Genomic DNA, 18,448 nt, shown 5'->3' with positions numbered 1-18,448 from the left:
GGGCAGCATTGGGCTCCTCTATGGCTTAAATCGCCGTCATCTCTTAAAAAGCAAGCTCTAAAGTTTTTCGATTCTCAGTCTTACACACCAATTTTTCCAGCTGAGATTTGCTTGGCTATGGTATAATGAAAGAAAAAATAATGAGGTTATCTGATGGAACGGACATTTTTTATGATTAAGCCAGATGGCGTTCGCCGCGGTTTGGTGGGTGACATTCTTAAGCGTATTGAACAACGTGGCCTTAGGATTGAGGCTTTGGAAATGCGCCAAGCAGATCAAGCTATTTTGCAAGCTCATTATGAGCATTTAGTTGACAAGCCCTTCTTTCCAGCTGTGCTGGATTATATGTCTGATGGGCCACTGATTATTGGTATCCTTTCTGGACCAGAAGCAGTAAGTGTCTGGCGCTCAATGATGGGAGCAACCAATCCCAAAGATGCCCTGCCAGGGACAATCCGCGGAGACTTTGCTCTACCACCTCAGCCTAATCAACCCATGCAAAATGTCGTCCATGGTTCAGATGCAGTCAGCTCAGCACAACGCGAATGCCAACTCTGGTTTGGCCAATCCCGATAATACCCTATGTCCAAGGAAGACTTGCTTCCTTGGCTTTTTTGTCAGAGTTGTGCGGTGCTTGTTTGAGATCCGTCTGTGCAGAGTCAGCTTTTAAACCAGGCTGCTGCGTCTAAAACCGAAAGTGGCGGTAGGGGGTTCTTTTTGGTATAATAAAAGGAAACGAAAAATGTGTATAGGACGATAAAATGATTATTCAAGAACTTAAAAAACGGCAGGAAATGATTCGTAATTTTTCGATTATTGCCCATATTGACCATGGGAAATCGACCTTGGCGGATCGGATCCTGGAACAGACCGAGACGGTTTCTAGTCGTGAGATGCAGGCCCAATTGCTTGACTCGATGGATTTGGAGCGTGAGCGTGGCATCACGATCAAGTTAAATGCAATCGAGCTGAATTACCAGGCTAAAGATGGTAAGACCTATATTTTTCACCTGATTGACACCCCTGGTCATGTCGATTTCACCTATGAAGTCTCGCGCTCTTTGGCTGCCTGTGAAGGGGCAGTCTTAGTAGTGGATGCGGCTCAAGGAATTGAAGCACAAACACTGGCAAATGTTTACTTGGCCTTAGATAATGATTTGGAAATTCTACCAGTCATCAATAAAATTGACTTACCAGCTGCTGATCCTGAGCGAGTTCGGCAAGAAATTGAGGATGTGATTGGCTTAGACGCTTCCGAGGCTGTGCTTGCTTCAGCTAAGGCTGGCATCGGTATCAAAGACATCCTCGAACAAATCGTTGAGCAGGTCCCAGCCCCAACAGGTGATGTGGAGGCGCCCTTGCAGGCCTTAATTTTTGACTCAGCCTATGATGCCTACCGCGGGGTCATTCTGCAAGTGCGGGTCGTCAATGGGCTGGTCAAACCTGGTGATCGAATTCAGATGATGTCAAATGGCAAAACCTTTGATGTCACTGAGGTTGGTATTTTCACCCCTAAAGCTGTGGGGCGTGATTTCTTGGCAACGGGTGATGTGGGCTATATTGCGGCTTCGATAAAAACAGTAGTTGATACGCGGGTTGGTGATACGGTTACCTTAGCCAATAGACCCGCCAGTGAACCCTTACATGGCTATAAGCAGATGAACCCGATGGTCTTTGCTGGCTTGTATCCAATTGAGTCAAATAAATACAACGACCTACGCGAAGCCTTGGAAAAACTACAACTCAATGATGCCAGTTTACAGTTTGAACCAGAAACGTCCCAAGCTCTTGGTTTTGGTTTTCGTTGTGGCTTTCTTGGCCTGCTGCACATGGATGTCATCCAGGAACGCTTGGAGCGGGAATTTAACATTGACCTAATTATGACAGCTCCTTCGGTAGTTTACCATGTCAATACTACTGATGGTGACGTGTTAGAAGTCTCTAACCCTTCAGAATTTCCTGATCCCACCCGGGTTGACACGATTGAAGAGCCTTATGTTAAGGCACAGATCATGGTACCACAAGAGTTTGTAGGGGCTGTTATGGAATTAGCCCAGCGTAAGCGTGGTGACTTTGTCACCATGGACTACATTGATGATAATCGTGTCAATGTCATCTACCAAATTCCCTTGGCCGAGATTGTCTTTGATTTCTTTGATAAATTAAAGTCATCAACCCGTGGTTATGCCAGTTTTGATTACGACATTTCAGAATACCGCAAATCACAGCTGGTCAAAATGGATATTTTGCTCAATGGTGATAAGGTTGATGCCCTTAGCTTTATTGTTCACAAAGAGTTTGCCTATGAGCGTGGCAAATTAATCGTTGAAAAACTCAAGAAAATTATCCCGCGCCAGCAATTTGAAGTGCCAATCCAGGCCGCCATTGGCCAAAAGATTGTCGCGCGCTCAGACATCAAAGCCTTGCGCAAAAATGTCCTAGCCAAGTGCTATGGTGGTGACGTTTCACGTAAACGCAAATTGCTAGAAAAGCAAAAAGCTGGTAAAAAACGAATGAAAGCCATCGGATCAGTGGAAGTCCCACAAGAGGCTTTCCTTAGTGTGTTATCAATGGATGACGATAGCAAATAAGCAAGCCAAGAAGCACCAAGGCTGTGCCTGATGTCTAGCGCAAGCCTTCAATGACTGGTGGTAACTAAAGCGAGCTTGCAGCAGACAAAAGCTTGGTTTGCTGCGGCTTGCTCGTATGTTTTGCAAAGAAGAATAGGAGTTGTTGATATGGAATCAAAAGAAGCATTAAAGAAGCGAATTGGTGATCTGGCCTATGAAGTGACCCAAAATGCGGCTACCGAACGAGCTTTTACCGGTCAATACGACCAATTCTTTGAAGAAGGGCTGTATGTTGATGTGATTAGCGGTCAGGTCCTCTTTTCCTCACGCGACAAATTCAATGCTGGTTGCGGCTGGCCAGCCTTTAGTAAGCCAGTCAATAATCGCCTAATCACCAATCATGAGGATACCTCACATGGTATGCGACGTATCGAGGTGCGTAGCCGTGAGGCAAATTCTCACCTGGGCCACGTTTTTAATGATGGTCCAAAAGAACAAGGTGGCCTTAGATACTGCATCAACTCAGCTGCTCTGCGATTTATCCCCAAAGATCAACTGCAAGAACAAGGCTATGGAGACTATCTGGCGCTTTTTGAGGAAAAATAGCTGGCGCAGCTCTAGAAAGCAGCCTTATTAGAGCCAACCGTGCAAGGCTCTGGCTTAGTGAGGCTGCTGTCTCTTTGTGATGTGGCTTAGTGGGCTTAAGCTAGTACAGAAATGTGGAAAAGGAGGATGGCTGATGCCAGCATTGGCTGACTATGTGCGTGCCAATCAAAATCGGGCTTTTACAGAAATGCCGCTCAATGTGCTAGACATTGCAGCTATCAATGAGTTGGCCTATCTGACCTTTGATCAGGCTTTTGCTCACCAGATTTTTGGTCAAACCAGTTTTACTCTTGCTGAATTGACCTGTCTGGAACAAGGACAAGAGCACACTTCCTTTTATGATCGCTGGTTTACCAAGGGGCGTTTGGAGATTTTTTATGCCATGCAGGCGGCTCCTCGCTTTGCGGATTTAAGGTTATCGCATTACTGTAATCATATTGATGCCGATCTTGAAAGGCAGTTTGGTGCCATGCTCTTTTCCTTACCGCAGTTAGGGCATTTTCAATTAGTCTTTCGAGGGACAGATGACAGTGTGATTGGCTGGAAGGAAGATCTAAAATTAACCTATCTGACGGAATTGCCTGCCCACCGTTTGGCTATTGCTTATCTGCAGCATTATCTAGTCTCAGCCCAGGAGCCCTTTATGGTTACGGGCCACTCTAAGGGTGGTAATTTGGCCCTTTATGCCTTATGTGCTTTGCAGCCGCAGCAAACAGCTTTGATTTCTGCGGTCTATCTTTTTGATGCGCCTGGTCTACCAAAGCCAGCACTCCAAGCCAGCAGTTATCGCTTGCTTCGACCGAAGCTTCGAATTTTTCGACCAGAGCTGTCCATTGTCGGCACGGTCCTCTACTGTGATGTCCGCCCGACCATTGTTAAGAGTAATGCCTTTGGTATTTTTCAGCATAAAACCGCCAGCTGGCAGGTCGACCTTAGGGGGCAATTTCTGACTAGCCAAGCGGCAGCACCCTTTAGTCAGCGAATGGAATTAGCGCTTAAAGAGTGGATGCTGACACTGTCACACCAGGAATTTAAACTGGTGATAGATAGTCTTTTTGATAGCCTGCTGGCTAATGATATTAAGAGTTTACGGAGCTTTGGCTATAATCGAAAAACCTTAAAACAGCTCTATCAAATCCTGGCTAGCCTTTCTTCTATGGATATGACCAAAAAGCGCGTGCTTTGGAAGTCGTTGCGTTGTTTGCTAAAAGCCTATCGGCATATCTGGCGCAAGGACCAACTCTTAGCTTTGCGGGCGCAGTTAGCTTTCCTGACAAAGTGGTAGTGGTAAAAAATGCGGAAGCATTGGCCAAACGTAGCAATTGTGTGAGTTTGGCAGCTTCCTTTTTTGCTAGCGATTTTTTTTCATCCCTAATTTTTGGACGCATGGTATAATAAGAATTAGAAAGGGAGAAGACCAATGGACGATTACATTAAACTAAGAACAGGCTTGTCCTTGCCCCAACTCGGTTTTTCTACGTTTGGGGCTGATGATCAGATGGCAGAGCCTTTGGTTTTGCAAGCTCTAAAATTGGGCTATCGCTATGTGGCAACTGCGCAAACCAATGGCAATTTAGTAGGAGTCGGTCGTGGCCTTTTTTTATCAGGCTTACCTCGAGAAGAAATAGTTGTGTCTTCCATTATTCATCCCAGGTCGCACCATTATGATCAGATTATTCGTTCCTTCAACCAGCTGATGAATCAACTGGGTTTGGAAACCTTAGATGTCTTACTTTTACCGAGACGTTCTCCGGTAACACTAGCCCAATCTTTTGATCATTATTATTATACTCAAGCCTGGAAAGCCTTTGAGGACCTTTACCGTCGAGGGAGGGTTGGCGCCATTGGTGTGGTGGATTTTTCCCTTCCTGAACTCGAGGCTTTGATGGCTAACGCTGTGATTGCACCTCATGTTTTGCATACACGTATCCATGTTGGCTACATACCAGAGCAAGTCTTGAGCTTTTGCCAAGGCCAGCAAATTGGGCTGGTGGCCGATGCGCCAATTGCCCATGGCTTGTTACTAGAGAATCCTTTTTTAGAAGCTATTGCTGCGCACTATGAAGTTAGCACGGTTCAGCTGTGCCTGCGTTATCTGGTCCAAAAGGGTATTGTTGCGCTCCCTAGGACCTCTAATCCTTGCCATTTGTTTACAAATAAAACCCTGCAATTTGACATATCCCACAGTGATATGGCTTTGCTAGAAGAATTCAATCTTTTTATTGAAAAAGATAATCGCCTTCAACTATAGCTTATGTAAAAAAGTTCTTGAATGACCAGTCCGATTTTAATGACCAACTTTCATGAATAGCAGTATCAGCTACTGCTGATAAGCAGGATTAATCACTATCTATGCGCTGGTTTGGTCGGTTTCTTTTTTAGGTTTGCTGTTTTTAATCAATTGTGATAGAAACAGGATTAATCACTAAGCCATGTCACCCCAGTGGCCTGGCCTAGGATGAAAAACTGCTCTGACAATCTAAATGCCCCTAATAAGACCGTTCAAGCTGGCCGTGCTTTATGACTTGGCTAGTGTTTGCTATCAACTTAACCAAGATGTTTAACCTTAAGCTAACCTTAAGCTAGCTTTGAGCTGGCCTGGTTGGTCCAGGTCCTAACCTAAATTCCCATTCAAGGGACAGATGATTAAAAGATGATTTCAAGAAGAAGTCATCTTTTTTTGGCCTTGATGGTAAAGCTTGTTTTTTGTGCTTACAAGTAAGAGCTAAAGACCTAAAGAAGCAAGGTTTTTTAATCTGAGATTAGCTATGGCAGGGCTGTATTTTTCGTCCTTAGAAGAAACACTTAATCTGATCCTGTTTTACAAAAGTGTGAAAAGACCTTATAATATTAGCAAAAGGAGTATAAAAAGATGTTATCAGTCAAAAAACACTTATTTGGTGTTTTGATTTGTTTAGGGATTGCCCTACCAGCTTGGTTTTTGGGGTCTTGGCTGCCTTTGATTGGTGCCCCAGTCTTTGCTATTTTAATCGGGATGCTTCTTGCAGTCGTTTACCAGGAGCGTTCTAGGAGCAAAGCCGGTATTGCCTTTACGTCAAAATATGTGTTACAAGGAGCGGTTGTCTTACTTGGATTTGGTATCAATCTGACCCAGATTATGAAGGTGGGCTTGTCGTCTTTGCCCATTATTATGGCGACAATCCTTACGGCCCTTGTGCTCACCTATATCCTGCAAAAGCGACTTCGGCTAGATCGTAATACAGCAATTCTGGTCGGTGTTGGGTCTGCGATCTGTGGCGGCTCAGCCATTGCAGCAACGGCACCTGTCATTTCTGCTAAGGATGAAGAAATCGCCAAGGCTATTTCGGTTATTTTTTTGTTTAATGTGCTAGCTGCTATTTTGTTTCCAACATTTGGGCATGCCATTGGCCTTTCTAATCATGGTTTTGCTTTATTTGCTGGTACAGCTGTTAATGACACCTCCTCTGTGACTGCAACTACAACAGCTTGGGATGCTCTTTACCATGCCAATACCCTTGCTCGTGCGACCATTGTCAAATTAACACGAACCTTGGCTATCATCCCTATTACACTTGGTTTATCTTACTACCAAGCACGTAGTAGAGGCAGTAAAGACGCCTCTTTTAGTCTCAAACGTGCCTTTCCAACTTTTATTGTTTACTTTTTATTGGCTTCTGTCCTAACGACTCTGGTCAGTGCCTTAGGCCTACCAACTGCTTTTTTTGAACACTTAAAAACCCTATCCAAGTTTTTCATTGTTATGGCCATGGCAGCGATTGGTTTAAATACTAATATTGTTAAACTGCTTAAAACAGGTGGTCAGGCTATCACCCTGGGTGCTATTTGCTGGCTTGCCATCACCTGCGTTAGCCTTCTAATGCAAGCACTGCTTGGAACATGGTGATAAAAAATGCAGCTAGCTTCCAAATGAATAGAGACTTGCTGTTTATAAAGTTATTTGGCTGATGCTAATACCTGTCTTTTTTAGGCTAATTAATCTTAGTTGCAAGAGCCGATAACATTTGATAGGCTAGTAGTAATGAAACGAAACGTGTTTATTAGAATTGTTAAAAAGCTTCTCTTTTTGCTATTGGAGCTAGTCATCTTGACCCTCTTTTTCTTTAATGTGGCAACCTTGTTACCCATTCCCTATCTAGGTTCGATTGCTAACCACTATACAGTGCCCTATGTGCGTTATTGGCTGCCCAGTTTACTGGTGTTATTTGTGATTAGTGCAGTCATTTCCTATCGGCACCGACATAGTAAATGGCATACGCTCAATGCTTGGGTGGCATTTGCTAGTTTTCTAATTGGGGCTTTTATCATTATTGACCTTCAGACGCATATTAATCAATTGGGAGCAAAAACCAGTTTTTTAAAATCTTATCAGCCAGAAACGACCGCAGGAGTTGCTGTAGAGGTGGCAACTTATGACCATTCTGATCTTGGTGAGCTTAAATTAAACGTTTATCAGGTGCCTGATGGCAAGAAAAATAAGCCCGTTTTAGTTTATATCCATGGTGGAGGCTGGGTTGCTGGTTCTAGACATTCACATGGGTACTATTGGAAATCTTTTGCTAAAGACGGTTATGTTGTGGTCAGCTTGGACTATCATTTATCTAGTCGAAAACGCCATTTATCCTACCTCACCGAGCAAGAACTCTGCCGTGGCTTTGCCTGGCTCCAAGACCATATCAGCACTTATGGCGGTAACCCCAATCAGCTAGTTGTGACAGGGGTTTCAGCAGGTGGTAATCTAGCCCTGGAATTGGCTTATAAGATTAATAGTGGTCAGTTTGAAAAAAGCCAAGGTGTGCTTTTGCCCAAAGTGAAGGCAGTCTCGGTCCTTTATCCTGTAGCAAGCCCCAGAACATTCTATTTAAATAATGATCCTGTGAAAGACCATATTTCAAAGGCGATGGCCCTGGCTTACTTAGGAGGGACCCCTGATCAGCTTCCAGGCCAATACGCTGAGCTAACACCCCAAAATGCCGTCAGTAAGCAGACGCCACCAACGCTTTTCTTATCAGGGCAACGCGATACCCTGGTGCCGCAGGAAGCAACCTATGAATTGGCCACTTATTTATCCCAGCATGACATTCCTAATAAATTGGTTATTTTCCCCTTTACCAATCATGCTTTTGATCGGATTGATGGTAACTTAGGTAGCCAAGCTTACCTTAATCTAACCAAAGATTGGTTTAGTCAGTACCTATACCCCTAGTAGTATTTTTTACTAACACACCCTTAAAAGGAGAATCCTATGCGTCGTCTTTTTCAAAAACGGTTGATTGAAGTTGCTCACTACTTGGAAATCTTAATTGCTATTTTATTGGCAATCTCCCTGGTCTTTTTTGCCATTAATCTTTTTGATGATATTTTTGGTTTGCTGGTTTCACACAAAGAAGCTGAGCAGCAGTTTCAAATGTTACTTGGTCACTTTATGTCACTGGCAGTGGGTGTGGAATTGATCAAAATGCTCACCAAACCCACACCTAGCATTACCATCGAAGTGCTGCTTGTGGCCATGACCCGTCAATTGATTGTTTCACACGGTTCGATTACCGAATTTGTAATAGGTATCGTGGCTGTCATGTTGCTCTTTGCAATTCGCAAATTTTTGTTTAGTCAGGATGATTTCTTTGTTAAAGACGAAGAGTGATGCTTATGTCATCACTTTTTTTGTTTTGAAATAGCTCTGCTTGGCAATTGGCCAAAAAATGTCACAAAGGCAATTGACAAGAAATTTCAGGGTGCTATAATAACATAGGTAAAGCCGATTTAGCTCAGTTGGTAGAGCAACGCACTCGTAACGCGTAGGTCACAGGTTCGATCCCTGCAATCGGCATTCATAAGAACAGTCAGTTAAGCTAAATGGTGGCTTAGCTTTTTTTGTAACAAACCAAGCGATCTGCTGTCTCAGGAACTTTGATTTGGCAGGTTACACTCAAGCAAAAAACGGCTAGCTTAAGAGTTCCTAGCTAGGTTACAGATATAGCAGAGCCATTTAAGCAAGCTAGCTCGGGCTTTAAGCCAGTTGCCCATTTCCTTTCAGACGGTGGGGCTGTGCTTGTGGTATAATGATAAAAACGTCAGTATGATTTACTTGATGACTGGCAGTGACAAAGTATAGAGAGGAAACCTTAATCTTGGCTTATCAGTATTTACTTTTTGATCTTGACCACACCTTGTTGGACTTTGAGGCAGCAGAAGAGATTGCTTTAACCCAGCTTTTAAAAGAAGCTCAGGTGCCGGATTTAGCAGCCTATAAAGCTTATTACATTCCTATGAATAAAGCCCTTTGGGAAGATCTAGCCCATCAACGCATCAGTAAGGCGGAGTTGATTAACACCCGTTTTGCCAAATTATTTGCCCACTTTGGCCAGGTAGTTGACGGGCGTTATTATGCCGAACGCTACCAACATTTCCTGAGTCAGCAAGGCCAATTGTTACCAGGAGCAAAAGAACTCTTGCTTGAATTAAAAGCATTAGGCTACCAGCTATTTGCGGCTACCAATGGCGTGACCTTTATTCAAAAGGGGCGACTCCAAGCTGCTGGGCTGCACACTGTTTTTGATGCGGTTTTTATTTCAGATGAACTAGGTGCGCAAAAGCCGCAAAAAGCCTATTTTGAAGCTATTAAGGCAGCTATTCCTGCTTTGACTTTTGCGCAAACCCTGCTGATTGGTGATAGTTTGACTGCAGATATTCAAGGGGGAAATAATGCCGGAATTGATACAGTCTGGTATAATCCTTCACAGCTGACGAATCAGCAAACGGCGGCTCCTACTTATACTATTACTAATTTGCGCCAGCTGTTACCTCTCTTAGCAAAAACAGCCAGCTCAAAAATGAAATGATGTAGCAAATTTTTGATATCGTTTTTTATTTCTGTTACACTCAAGGTAGCAAAACAAGGAGGCAAATTATGGCTTATAAAACAATTTACCCTTATACCAACGAAGTGCTCCAGGAATACGAAAACATGACTGATCAACACGTGGAAGACGTGTTAGAAAGGGCTCATCTCCTTTACAAGAAATGGCGCCAAGAAGACCATCTCAACGAACGTAAAACACAATTAAAAGCAGTAGCGTCATTATTGCGCCGTGACCGTGATAAATATGCCGAAATCATGACCAAGGATATGGGGAAACTTTTCACCGAAGCCCAAGGCGAAGTAGAATTATGCGCAAAGATTGCTGATTACTATGCAGATAATGCTGATCAGTTTCTCACTTCTGTACCACTTGAAACGGATACAGGAAAAGCTTATTATCTCAAACAAGCGACAGGTGTTCTATTAGCAGTTGAACCTTGGAATTTCCCTTACTACCAAATCATGCGGGTATTTGCACCGAACTTTATTGTTGGTAACCCGATGGTTCTAAAACATGCCTCAATCTGTCCACGCTCAGCCCAATCCTTTGAAGAGCTCGTGCTAGAAGCAGGTGCTGAAAAAGGTGCCTTCACTAATCTATTCGTAACTTACGATCAAGTTTCAAATATTATTGCAGATAAACGTGTGGTTGGTGTCTGCCTAACAGGTTCTGAACGTGGTGGAGCTTCCATTGCTGAAATAGCCGGCAAAAATTTGAAGAAGACTACCTTAGAGCTCGGGGGAGACGATGCCTTTATCATCTTGGATGATGCCGATTGGGATCAAATTGCTGATGTTCTTTACTTCTCGCGTCTCTTTAATGCTGGGCAAGTCTGTACCTCTTCCAAACGCTTTATCGTTTTAGAAAAGGACTACGACCGTTTTGTTAAGCTTTTAACCGAAACCTTTAAAGCGGCAAAATGGGGTGACCCAATGAATCCAGAAACAACTCTGGCCCCATTGTCATCTGCACAAGCTAAAAAAGATGTGCTAGCGCAGATCCAATTAGCCCTTGATAATGGTGCGGAATTGTTATATGGTAATGAGCCAATCGACCACCCAGGAAACTTTGTCATGCCAACCATTATCTCTGGTATGACCAAGGATAATCCTGTTTACTATCAAGAAATCTTTGGACCAGTAGGCCAAATCTATAAAGTCGCCTCTGAAGAAGAAGCGATTGAAGTGGCTAATGATTCTAATTATGGATTAGGTGGCACTATTTTCAGTAGTAATCAAGAACACGCAGAAGCAGTCGCTGCTAAGATTGAGACTGGTATGTCCTTTATTAACTCTGGCTGGACCAGTCTTCCAGAACTGCCATTTGGCGGTGTGAAAAATTCTGGCTATGGACGAGAATTAAGTGAGCTTGGCTTTACATCCTTTGTTAATGAACACTTGGTTTACACACAAAAGAAATAGCCAGTGCCTGAGCGAGCAAATAAGATAAGAAAAAGGTCGCCCTTATGCGGCTTTTTTCCTTTTCTGCTTAATTTTTGATAAAATAAAAGCTATGAACGAACTGATCAAACATAAACTCGAGCTCTTGCCAGATAGCCCTGGTTGCTATCTGCACAAGGATAAAAATGGCACTATTATTTATGTTGGTAAGGCTAAAAACCTGCGCAATCGGGTCCGATCCTATTTTCGAGGCAGTCACGACACTAAAACAGAATTATTAGTCTCTGAAATTGAGGACTTTGAATTTATCGTTACAGGTTCCAACACCGAGGCTCTCTTGTTGGAAATCAATCTGATTCAGGAGAATATGCCCAAGTACAATATCCGCCTGAAAGACGATAAGTCTTATCCTTTCATCAAGATTACCAATGAAACCTTTCCTCGCTTACTGATAACCAGGCAGGTCAAAAAGAATGATGGTCTGTATTTTGGTCCCTATCCGGATGCCTATACAGCTAATGAGGTCAAGAAGCTTTTAGATCGCATTTTTCCCTTTAAAAAATGTAAAAACCCCGTCAACAAGGTGTGTTTTTACTATCATATCGGCCAATGTCATGCACATACGATTTGCCATACGGACAAGGCCTACTGGGATGATTTGGTTGAGCAAGTTAAGCACTTCTTAAAAGGGCAAGACGATCAGATTGTTAACCAGCTTAAAAGCAAAATGCAGGCGGCTGCCGAAGCGATGGAATATGAGCGAGCTGCTGAATACCGAGACTTGATTTCAGGGATTGCAACCATGCGAACCAAGCAGCGGGTGATGAGCCAAGACTTACAAGATCGGGATATTTTTGGCTATTATGTGGACAAGGGCTGGATGTGTGTGCAGGTTTTCTTTGTCCGCCAGGGTAAGTTGATCCAGCGGGATGTGAATCTATTTCCTTACTACAATGATGCAGAAGATGATTTTCTCACCTACATTGGCCAGTTCTATCAAGACCAAAAGCATTTTGTTCCTAAAGAAATCTTTATTCCTATGGCAATTGATCGCTCCATGGTTGAGGCGATTGTTCCAGCTAAGGTTATCCAACCACAGCGCGGCGAAAAGAAGCAACTGGTGTCGCTAGCTACCAAAAATGCGCGGGTTAGCTTGCAACAAAAATTTGACCTGCTTGAAAAAGATTATCAAAAAACCCGCGGCGCCATTGCTAATCTGGGAGACTTGCTCCATATTAAGACGCCACATCGTATTGAAGCTTTTGATAACTCCAATATTCAAGGGACTAGTCCAGTAGCAGCCATGGTTGTCTTTGTTGATGGCAAACCAAGTAAAAAGGACTATCGAAAATTTAAAATTAAGACGGTCCTTGGTCCTGATGATTATGCCAGCATGCGGGAGGTTATTTATCGCCGCTATAGTCGTGTACTTAAGGATGAGTTAGTGGCACCTGATTTGATTATTATTGATGGTGGTCAAGGGCAAGTCAATGTGGCGCGTGATGTTATCGAAAACCAACTGGGCTTAGCTATTCCAGTGGCTGGCCTGCAAAAAAATGATAAGCACCAAACTCATGAGCTGCTTTTTGGTAAGCCGCTAGAAGTAGTCGCATTAAAGAGGCAATCAGAAGAGTTTTTCTTGCTGCATCGGATTCAAGATGAAGTGCACCGCTTTGCGATTACCTTTCACCGCCAGGTACGAAGCAAAAATTCCTTCTCGTCAAAATTGGATGGAATCGCTGGACTTGGTCCCAAGCGCAAGCAACGGTTATTGCGACATTTTAAAAATGTAGCGGCGATTAGCAATGCTTCAATAGATGAGATCAAGGCCTTGGGAATTCCAGAAAGTGTCGCCCAAGCTGTTGTGGCTAGCTTTCACAATCAAACGCCAGCTCAAACCTCAGTTGTCCAGTAAACTGCTGTCGCTAGCTGCTTACTCGTTCGTATTTCTGGTTTGCCGATTACTAGCAAGAGATTTATTAATCCCAGGAACTTGAAAAATAAAACAGCAAATGACAGCAAAACTCTTACAAAAAATGATAGAATAGGATAAAAGATTAATTAGATTGGAAGTTCACAGATGAAATTTCTCGAACTCAACAAAAAACGTCATGCTGTCAAGCAATTTAATGATCAAAAAGTTGATGTTAATGATTTAAGGACAGCTATCGAGATTGCGACTTTGGCTCCTAGTGCTAATAACATCCAACCCTGGAAATTCGTGATTGTCAAAGACAAAAAGGCAGAATTGGCCAAAGACCTGCCGCAGGGCAATAAGCAACAAGTCCTATCAGCACAATACGTGATTGCTCTTTTTTCTGATACGGACTTAGTGCAGCGTTCGCGAAAGATTGCCCGCATTGGGGCAAAGGCCCTACCTGATGACTTGATTGGTTATTATATGGAAACTCTGCCAGCACGCTTTGCCCAATTTAATGAGGTCAAAATTGCTGAGTACCTGGCTTTGAATTCAGGGATTGTAGCTATGAACTTGGTTTTAGCCTTGACCGACCAAAAGATCAGCTCCAATATGATCCTTGGCTTTGATAAAACAAAAACCAATGCTATTTTAGATATTGACAATCGCTTTCGCCCAGAATTATTGATTACCGTGGGGTACAGTGATGATCAGCTAAATCCTAGCTATCGCCTGCCCGTGGATGAATTGATTGAACGCCGCTAAGCCAGCGTCTAGTCTGAGCGAGTCCCCCTCACCGGCCTGATTGAAGCCTTCAGGCCATTTAACAAAATAAGGAGAAGAACGAATGATTGATTTTAAAGCTGAAGTTGACAAACGTAAAGAGGCAATGCTTGAGGACCTTTTTAGCCTCCTTCGTATCAATTCAGAACGTGATGATAGCCAAGCTGACAAGGAACATCCCTTTGGACCTGGACCTGTTAGAGCTTTGGAACATTTCTTAGCAATGGCGCAACGTGATGGTTACCAAACGCGCAATATTGACAATTATGCTGGTGATTTTGAGTTTGGCGAAGGCGAAGAAGTCCTAGGTATTTTTGCCCACCTTGACGTGGTTCCTGCCGGTAGTGGCTGGGATACTGAACCTTATGAGCCTGTCATCAAAAATGATCGTGTGTATGCGCGTGGCTCATCTGATGATAAGGGTCCAACTTTGGCTTGTTATTATGCTTTAAAAATCATTAAAGAATTGGGTCTACCTGTTTCAAAGAAAGTTCGGTTTGTGGTTGGAACAGATGAAGAATCAGGTTGGGGCGATATGGACTACTATTTTGCCCATAACGGCTTGAAGAACCCCGATTTTGGCTTTTCACCAGATGCTGAATTCCCGATTATCAATGGAGAAAAAGGGAACATGACGGAGTACCTGCATTTTGCTGGTGCTAACCAGGGTCCATTTATCTTGCATAGTTTTAAAGGTGGCTTGCGTGAAAATATGGTACCAGAATCAGCAACAGCTATGATAACTGCTCCGCATCCTCTTGCTACTTTGCAAGCTTCACTCGAAGATTTTCTAAGTAAGCATAAGAGTGTCAAAGGCTCAATGGTGGAAAAAGACGGGCAATACCAAGTGACTATGATTGGAAAATCTGCACATGGTTCTACACCTGAGGCTGGGATAAATGGTGCAACCTTCCTTGCTAAATTCTTAAATCAGTTTGCCTTTGAAGGACCAGCCAAGGCCTTTTTGGACAATGCAGGGACGATTTTGCATGAAGACTTTGATGCTAAGAAAGTTGGCTTGGCCTTTACTGATGAGAAAATGGGGCCACTCAGCATGAACGCTGGTGTCTTTACATTTGATGAAACTTCTAAAGATAACACCATTGCCCTTAATTTCCGCTATCCAAAAGGCATTAACCCAGAAGGCTTGAAAGCAGGACTTGAAAAATTAGCAGGTGTTAGCAAAGTAACCCTTTCTAAGCATGGCCATACGCCGCACTATGTTTCAATGGATGATCCATTAGTGTCAACACTTTTGGCCGTTTATGAAAAACAAACAGGCCTTAAAGGTTACGAACAAGTCATTGGTGGGGGTACTTTTGGCCGCTTGTTAGAACGTGGTGTGGCCTTTGGTGCAATGTTCCCAGGAGATGAAAACACTATGCACCAAGCTAATGAATACATGCCACTAGATAATATTTTCCGCTCAGCAGCCATCTACGCAGAAGCAATCTATGAGCTCATCAAATAATAGCTATTAAAGCAGCAAATACGTTAGTTATAAACAACGCAGTCTTATAGACAAAAAAGCTCTAAGAAAAGGGGTTACAGCCTTTACTTAGAGCTTTTTTATTTTCCGGTCTTTAGTGTGTTAAACAACCAGCTATTTTTAGAAGGTTGCGACGCAATCATGCCTGTTTTTGGTCAGACTAAAGCACACTAGCAGCAAGTGGTTTATAGTTCAAAGGTATGGTATTAGGATCGTTGCCAATTTTGAGGCGCTAGCTTGGTGGTAATAGGCTGGCGCAGGTCTACTTAATCAAGCGGATTATTTTCCTAAACAGAATTGGCTAAAGAGCTTGGTAATCAGCTCATCAGGCGCGGCCTCACCGGTAATTTCTCCCAAAATTTCCCAGGTCCGGGTTAAATCAACCTGCAAGAGATCAACCGGCATACCTAAGGCCAGGCCTTCATTGACGGCTTCTAAAGACTGCACTGCTTTTTCAATTAAGGCAATATGCCGAGAATTGGATAAATAGGTTGCATCTTGTTCAACTAGGCCAGCATTATCAAAGAAGAGCTGATTAATGCGCTCTTCAATCTGATCGATATTTTTGTTGGTTAAGACAGAAATTGCAATAGTATCTAAGGGAAGGTGCTCTGTCTCGATTACTTGTGGTAAGTCTGTCTTGTTTAAAAGGACGATGCGGTTGCTATCTTGGCTGAGTTCCAGTAGCTGACGATCTTGTGCTGTTAAAGGCTCAGCAGCATTGAGTACCAAGAGGACTAAATCAGCATCCTTAAGGGCTTTTTTGGAGCGCTCAACGCCAATTTGTTCAACAATATCATCTGTTTCCCGGATGCCAGCCGTGTCAACTAGCTTGAGGGGGACACCCTTGATGTTGACATATTCTTCAATGACATCTCGAGTGGTCCCGGCAATATCTGTGACGATAGCCTTTTCTTCTTGTAACAAATTGTTTAGCAGGCTTGATTTGCCAACATTCGGTCGTCCGATGATAGCAGTGGCAATTCCTTCTCGCAATATCTTTCCTCGCTTGGCGGTCCGTAAGAGGTTTTCGAGTAGCGTTTGAAACTCCAGCGTCTTTTCACGCATGAGAGCGGTTGTCATTTCTTCAACGTCATCGTACTCAGGATAGTCGATATTAACCTCTACCTGGGCTAGAGTATTGAGGATTTCTTGGCGCGTTTGATTGATTAATTGGGATAAAGAACCGTCTAATTGTTTGACAGCGTTGTTCATGGCTTTATCCGTCTTGGCTCGAATAATGTCCATGACAGCCTCGGCCTGAGTGAGATCCACCCGGCCATTTAAAAAAGCCCGTTTGGTAAATTCGCCCGGCTCTGCTAAGCGGGCCCCCTGCCTTAACAGCAGTTGCAAAATTTCATTTGTCACAGCGATCCCACCGTGGGTATTAATTTCAACCACATCCTCACGGGTAAAGGTCTTTGGAGCCAACATGACGGAAGCCATGACTTCATCCATTATTTCTGCTTGGTCAGGATCTTGGATATGACCATAATTGATCGTATGGCTTGGAACTTTGCTTAAGTCCTTGCCTTTAAAAACTTTATTTGCAATGGAAATTGCTTCGCTGCCAGAGAGACGGACAATTCCAATAGCCCCTTCGCCCAGGGGAGTTGAAATAGCAGCGATTGTGTCAAATTCTTTTGTTATACTCATGTGTCTTATTTTAGAATAAGTCTAGCTAGAAAGCAAGATTTTGCTTTAGCTAGAAGGAGCTGCAAGGTTGGATTCAGAATGCCTTTAAGAAACGTGCTGAGCGGAGCAGTCTTTTCCCCATTTTTAATTGTAATTTAAAAAAGATAGAAGCATTTTCCAAAATTTGGAAGGACTTAGTTTCACGAGCACTCCTAGTAAACTGCTTATTTTTTCATTAACAAGTGGGCGCTTTCATGGTATAATAAAGTGTTGGAACTCATTATCATTTAGGAGGAAACATGGAAGCTTTGAAGAAAATTGCTGGTGTCACCGCTGCACAGTATGTGACAGATGGAATGACAATTGGTCTTGGGACTGGCTCAACGGCCTATTATTTTGTAGAAGAAATAGGTCGGCGGGTCCAAGAAGAAGGGTTAAATGTTCTTGGTGTCACCACTTCAAGTGTCACTACTAAGCAAGCCCAAAGCTTGGGTATTCCCTTAACCTCAATTGATAACATTGATAGCATTGACTTGACTGTTGATGGTGCTGATGAGGTGGATCAAGATTTTAATGGCATTAAAGGTGGTGGAGCAGCTTTGCTTATGGAGAAGATCGTAGCTACACCGACTAAAGAATACATCTGGGTAGTTGATGAATCAAAGCTGGTGAGACACCTAGGCGCTTTCAAATTACCAGTTGAAGTCGTGCAATATGGCGCTGAGCGGTTATTCCGTGTTTTTGAAAAAGCTGGCTATCATCCTGCTTTTAGACAAAAAGGCGGCCAGCGGCTGATTACTGATATGCAAAATTATATCATTGATTTGGATTTGGGCTATATTGAAAATCCTCAGGCTCTTGGTCAGAAACTAGATCAAACAGTTGGTGTTGTTGAACATGGACTGTTTAATGGCATGGTTGATAAGGTGATTGTGGCTGGTCACGATGGTGTTCAGGTACTTTCAGCGCCAAAGCAATAATGAGTTCTAGATAAACTGCTTACTAAATTATAGGTTTTGGGGAGCTAACCGTAACCTCCCTTAGATTGGAGACATTTTGTCAAAATTTGAACGTATTCATTTGGTAGTTCTTGATTCTGTAGGAATTGGGGCAGCGCCCGATGCTAATCATTTCCAAAATGCCGGTGTGCCTGATGGTGCGGCAGATACCTTAGGGCACATTGC

15 protein-coding genes, 1 tRNA gene and 1 pseudogene are annotated in these 18,448 nt (G+C 43.2%); 16 read left to right on the top strand and 1 reads right to left on the bottom strand.

Annotated features, from left to right (window positions below; genetic code table 11):
• The first annotated feature begins 153 nt into the window (after positions 1–153).
• The 14 genes from ndk to pepV all read left to right on the top strand — a co-directional run bounded on the left by ndk (position 154) and on the right by pepV (position 15,611).
• Positions 154–576 carry a nucleoside-diphosphate kinase gene (ndk, locus tag GWD08_RS07525; protein WP_159544821.1) on the top strand — a complete coding sequence of 141 codons (423 nt, stop codon included), beginning with the start codon at positions 154–156 and terminating at the stop codon, positions 574–576.
• A 185-nt stretch (positions 577–761) separates the two neighbouring features.
• Entirely contained in the window at positions 762–2,591 is a 1,830-nt protein-coding gene (lepA, locus tag GWD08_RS07520) for a translation elongation factor 4 (protein WP_159550366.1), read from the top strand.
• Between the two features lie 147 nt (positions 2,592–2,738).
• The gene (gene msrB, locus GWD08_RS07515; protein WP_159550369.1) at positions 2,739–3,176 is read left to right on the top strand and encodes a peptide-methionine (R)-S-oxide reductase MsrB; all 438 of its coding nucleotides are present in this window, start codon (positions 2,739–2,741) and stop codon (positions 3,174–3,176) included.
• 133 nt (positions 3,177–3,309) lie between these two features.
• Complete coding sequence (locus GWD08_RS07510; protein WP_159550372.1) at positions 3,310–4,461, top strand: Mbeg1-like protein; 1,152 nt, start codon at positions 3,310–3,312, stop codon at positions 4,459–4,461.
• 135 nt (positions 4,462–4,596) lie between these two features.
• Positions 4,597–5,427, top strand: a complete 831-nt coding sequence (locus tag GWD08_RS07505) for an aldo/keto reductase family protein (RefSeq protein ID WP_159550375.1) — start codon at positions 4,597–4,599, stop codon at positions 5,425–5,427.
• Between the two features lie 621 nt (positions 5,428–6,048).
• Positions 6,049–7,062: a YeiH family protein gene (locus GWD08_RS07500; protein WP_159550378.1), complete on the top strand. Its 1,014-nt coding sequence runs from the start codon at positions 6,049–6,051 to the stop codon at positions 7,060–7,062.
• A 147-nt stretch (positions 7,063–7,209) separates the two neighbouring features.
• Positions 7,210–8,382, top strand: coding sequence for an alpha/beta hydrolase (locus GWD08_RS07495; RefSeq protein ID WP_244295522.1), 1,173 nt, complete (start codon positions 7,210–7,212; stop codon positions 8,380–8,382).
• 39 nt (positions 8,383–8,421) lie between these two features.
• A complete protein-coding gene (locus tag GWD08_RS07490) occupies positions 8,422–8,820 on the top strand; it encodes a phosphate-starvation-inducible PsiE family protein (protein WP_159546106.1) in 399 nt (132 codons plus the stop codon).
• Positions 8,821–8,933: 113 nt separating this feature from the next.
• Positions 8,934–9,006: transfer RNA gene (locus tag GWD08_RS07485), tRNA-Thr, on the top strand.
• 301 nt (positions 9,007–9,307) lie between these two features.
• Positions 9,308–10,018: a pyrimidine 5'-nucleotidase PynA gene (gene pynA / locus GWD08_RS07480; RefSeq protein ID WP_159565034.1), complete on the top strand. Its 711-nt coding sequence runs from the start codon at positions 9,308–9,310 to the stop codon at positions 10,016–10,018.
• Positions 10,019–10,086: 68 nt separating this feature from the next.
• On the top strand, positions 10,087–11,460 hold the full coding sequence (locus GWD08_RS07475) for an NAD-dependent succinate-semialdehyde dehydrogenase (RefSeq protein ID WP_159546110.1): 1,374 nt from the start codon (positions 10,087–10,089) through the stop codon (positions 11,458–11,460).
• 91 nt (positions 11,461–11,551) lie between these two features.
• Positions 11,552–13,354, top strand: coding sequence for an excinuclease ABC subunit UvrC (gene uvrC, locus GWD08_RS07470; RefSeq protein WP_159549135.1), 1,803 nt, complete (start codon positions 11,552–11,554; stop codon positions 13,352–13,354).
• Positions 13,355–13,519: 165 nt separating this feature from the next.
• Entirely contained in the window at positions 13,520–14,122 is a 603-nt protein-coding gene (locus tag GWD08_RS07465) for a nitroreductase family protein (protein WP_159549138.1), read from the top strand.
• 82 nt (positions 14,123–14,204) lie between these two features.
• Positions 14,205–15,611: a dipeptidase PepV gene (gene pepV / locus GWD08_RS07460; RefSeq protein ID WP_159565032.1), complete on the top strand. Its 1,407-nt coding sequence runs from the start codon at positions 14,205–14,207 to the stop codon at positions 15,609–15,611.
• Positions 15,612–15,908: 297 nt separating this feature from the next.
• On the opposite strand, the gene mnmE is transcribed toward pepV, so the two are convergent.
• Positions 15,909–17,285 carry a tRNA uridine-5-carboxymethylaminomethyl(34) synthesis GTPase MnmE gene (gene mnmE, locus GWD08_RS07455; RefSeq protein WP_159546118.1) on the bottom strand — a complete coding sequence of 459 codons (1,377 nt, stop codon included), beginning with the start codon at positions 17,283–17,285 and terminating at the stop codon, positions 15,909–15,911.
• Positions 17,286–17,563: 278 nt separating this feature from the next.
• Between mnmE and rpiA the strand changes: the two genes are divergently transcribed.
• Positions 17,564–18,244 (top strand): ribose-5-phosphate isomerase RpiA, encoded by a 681-nt coding sequence (rpiA, locus tag GWD08_RS07450; protein ID WP_159565030.1) that lies wholly within the window; start codon positions 17,564–17,566, stop codon positions 18,242–18,244.
• A gap of 76 nt (positions 18,245–18,320) precedes the next feature.
• Positions 18,321–18,448, top strand: a pseudogene (locus GWD08_RS07445) (phosphopentomutase); the annotation flags it as partial.

The organism is Streptococcus halichoeri, assembly GCF_009870755.1.
GTDB classification, from domain to species: domain Bacteria; phylum Bacillota; class Bacilli; order Lactobacillales; family Streptococcaceae; genus Streptococcus; species Streptococcus halichoeri.
The sequence above is the reverse complement of the archived record's forward strand: the minus strand, read 5'-3'. Positions and strand labels throughout refer to the sequence as shown.

Excerpts from the sequence above, each read along its gene's own strand:
- GWD08_RS07500 (WP_159550378.1), top strand. The coding sequence starts at position 6,049 with ATGTTATCAGTCAAAAAACACTTATTTGGTGTTTTGATTTGTTTAGGG.
- pepV (WP_159565032.1), top strand. The coding sequence starts at position 14,205 with ATGATTGATTTTAAAGCTGAAGTTGACAAACGTAAAGAGGCAATGCTT.
- uvrC (WP_159549135.1), top strand. The coding sequence starts at position 11,552 with ATGAACGAACTGATCAAACATAAACTCGAGCTCTTGCCAGATAGCCCT.
- lepA (WP_159550366.1), top strand. The coding sequence starts at position 762 with ATGATTATTCAAGAACTTAAAAAACGGCAGGAAATGATTCGTAATTTT.
- rpiA (WP_159565030.1), top strand. The coding sequence starts at position 17,564 with ATGGAAGCTTTGAAGAAAATTGCTGGTGTCACCGCTGCACAGTATGTG.
- GWD08_RS07465 (WP_159549138.1), top strand. The coding sequence starts at position 13,520 with ATGAAATTTCTCGAACTCAACAAAAAACGTCATGCTGTCAAGCAATTT.
- ndk (WP_159544821.1), top strand. The coding sequence starts at position 154 with ATGGAACGGACATTTTTTATGATTAAGCCAGATGGCGTTCGCCGCGGT.
- msrB (WP_159550369.1), top strand. The coding sequence starts at position 2,739 with ATGGAATCAAAAGAAGCATTAAAGAAGCGAATTGGTGATCTGGCCTAT.
- GWD08_RS07510 (WP_159550372.1), top strand. The coding sequence starts at position 3,310 with ATGCCAGCATTGGCTGACTATGTGCGTGCCAATCAAAATCGGGCTTTT.
- GWD08_RS07475 (WP_159546110.1), top strand. The coding sequence starts at position 10,087 with ATGGCTTATAAAACAATTTACCCTTATACCAACGAAGTGCTCCAGGAA.
- GWD08_RS07505 (WP_159550375.1), top strand. The coding sequence starts at position 4,597 with ATGGACGATTACATTAAACTAAGAACAGGCTTGTCCTTGCCCCAACTC.
- GWD08_RS07490 (WP_159546106.1), top strand. The coding sequence starts at position 8,422 with ATGCGTCGTCTTTTTCAAAAACGGTTGATTGAAGTTGCTCACTACTTG.
- mnmE (WP_159546118.1), bottom strand. The coding sequence starts at position 17,285 with ATGAGTATAACAAAAGAATTTGACACAATCGCTGCTATTTCAACTCCC.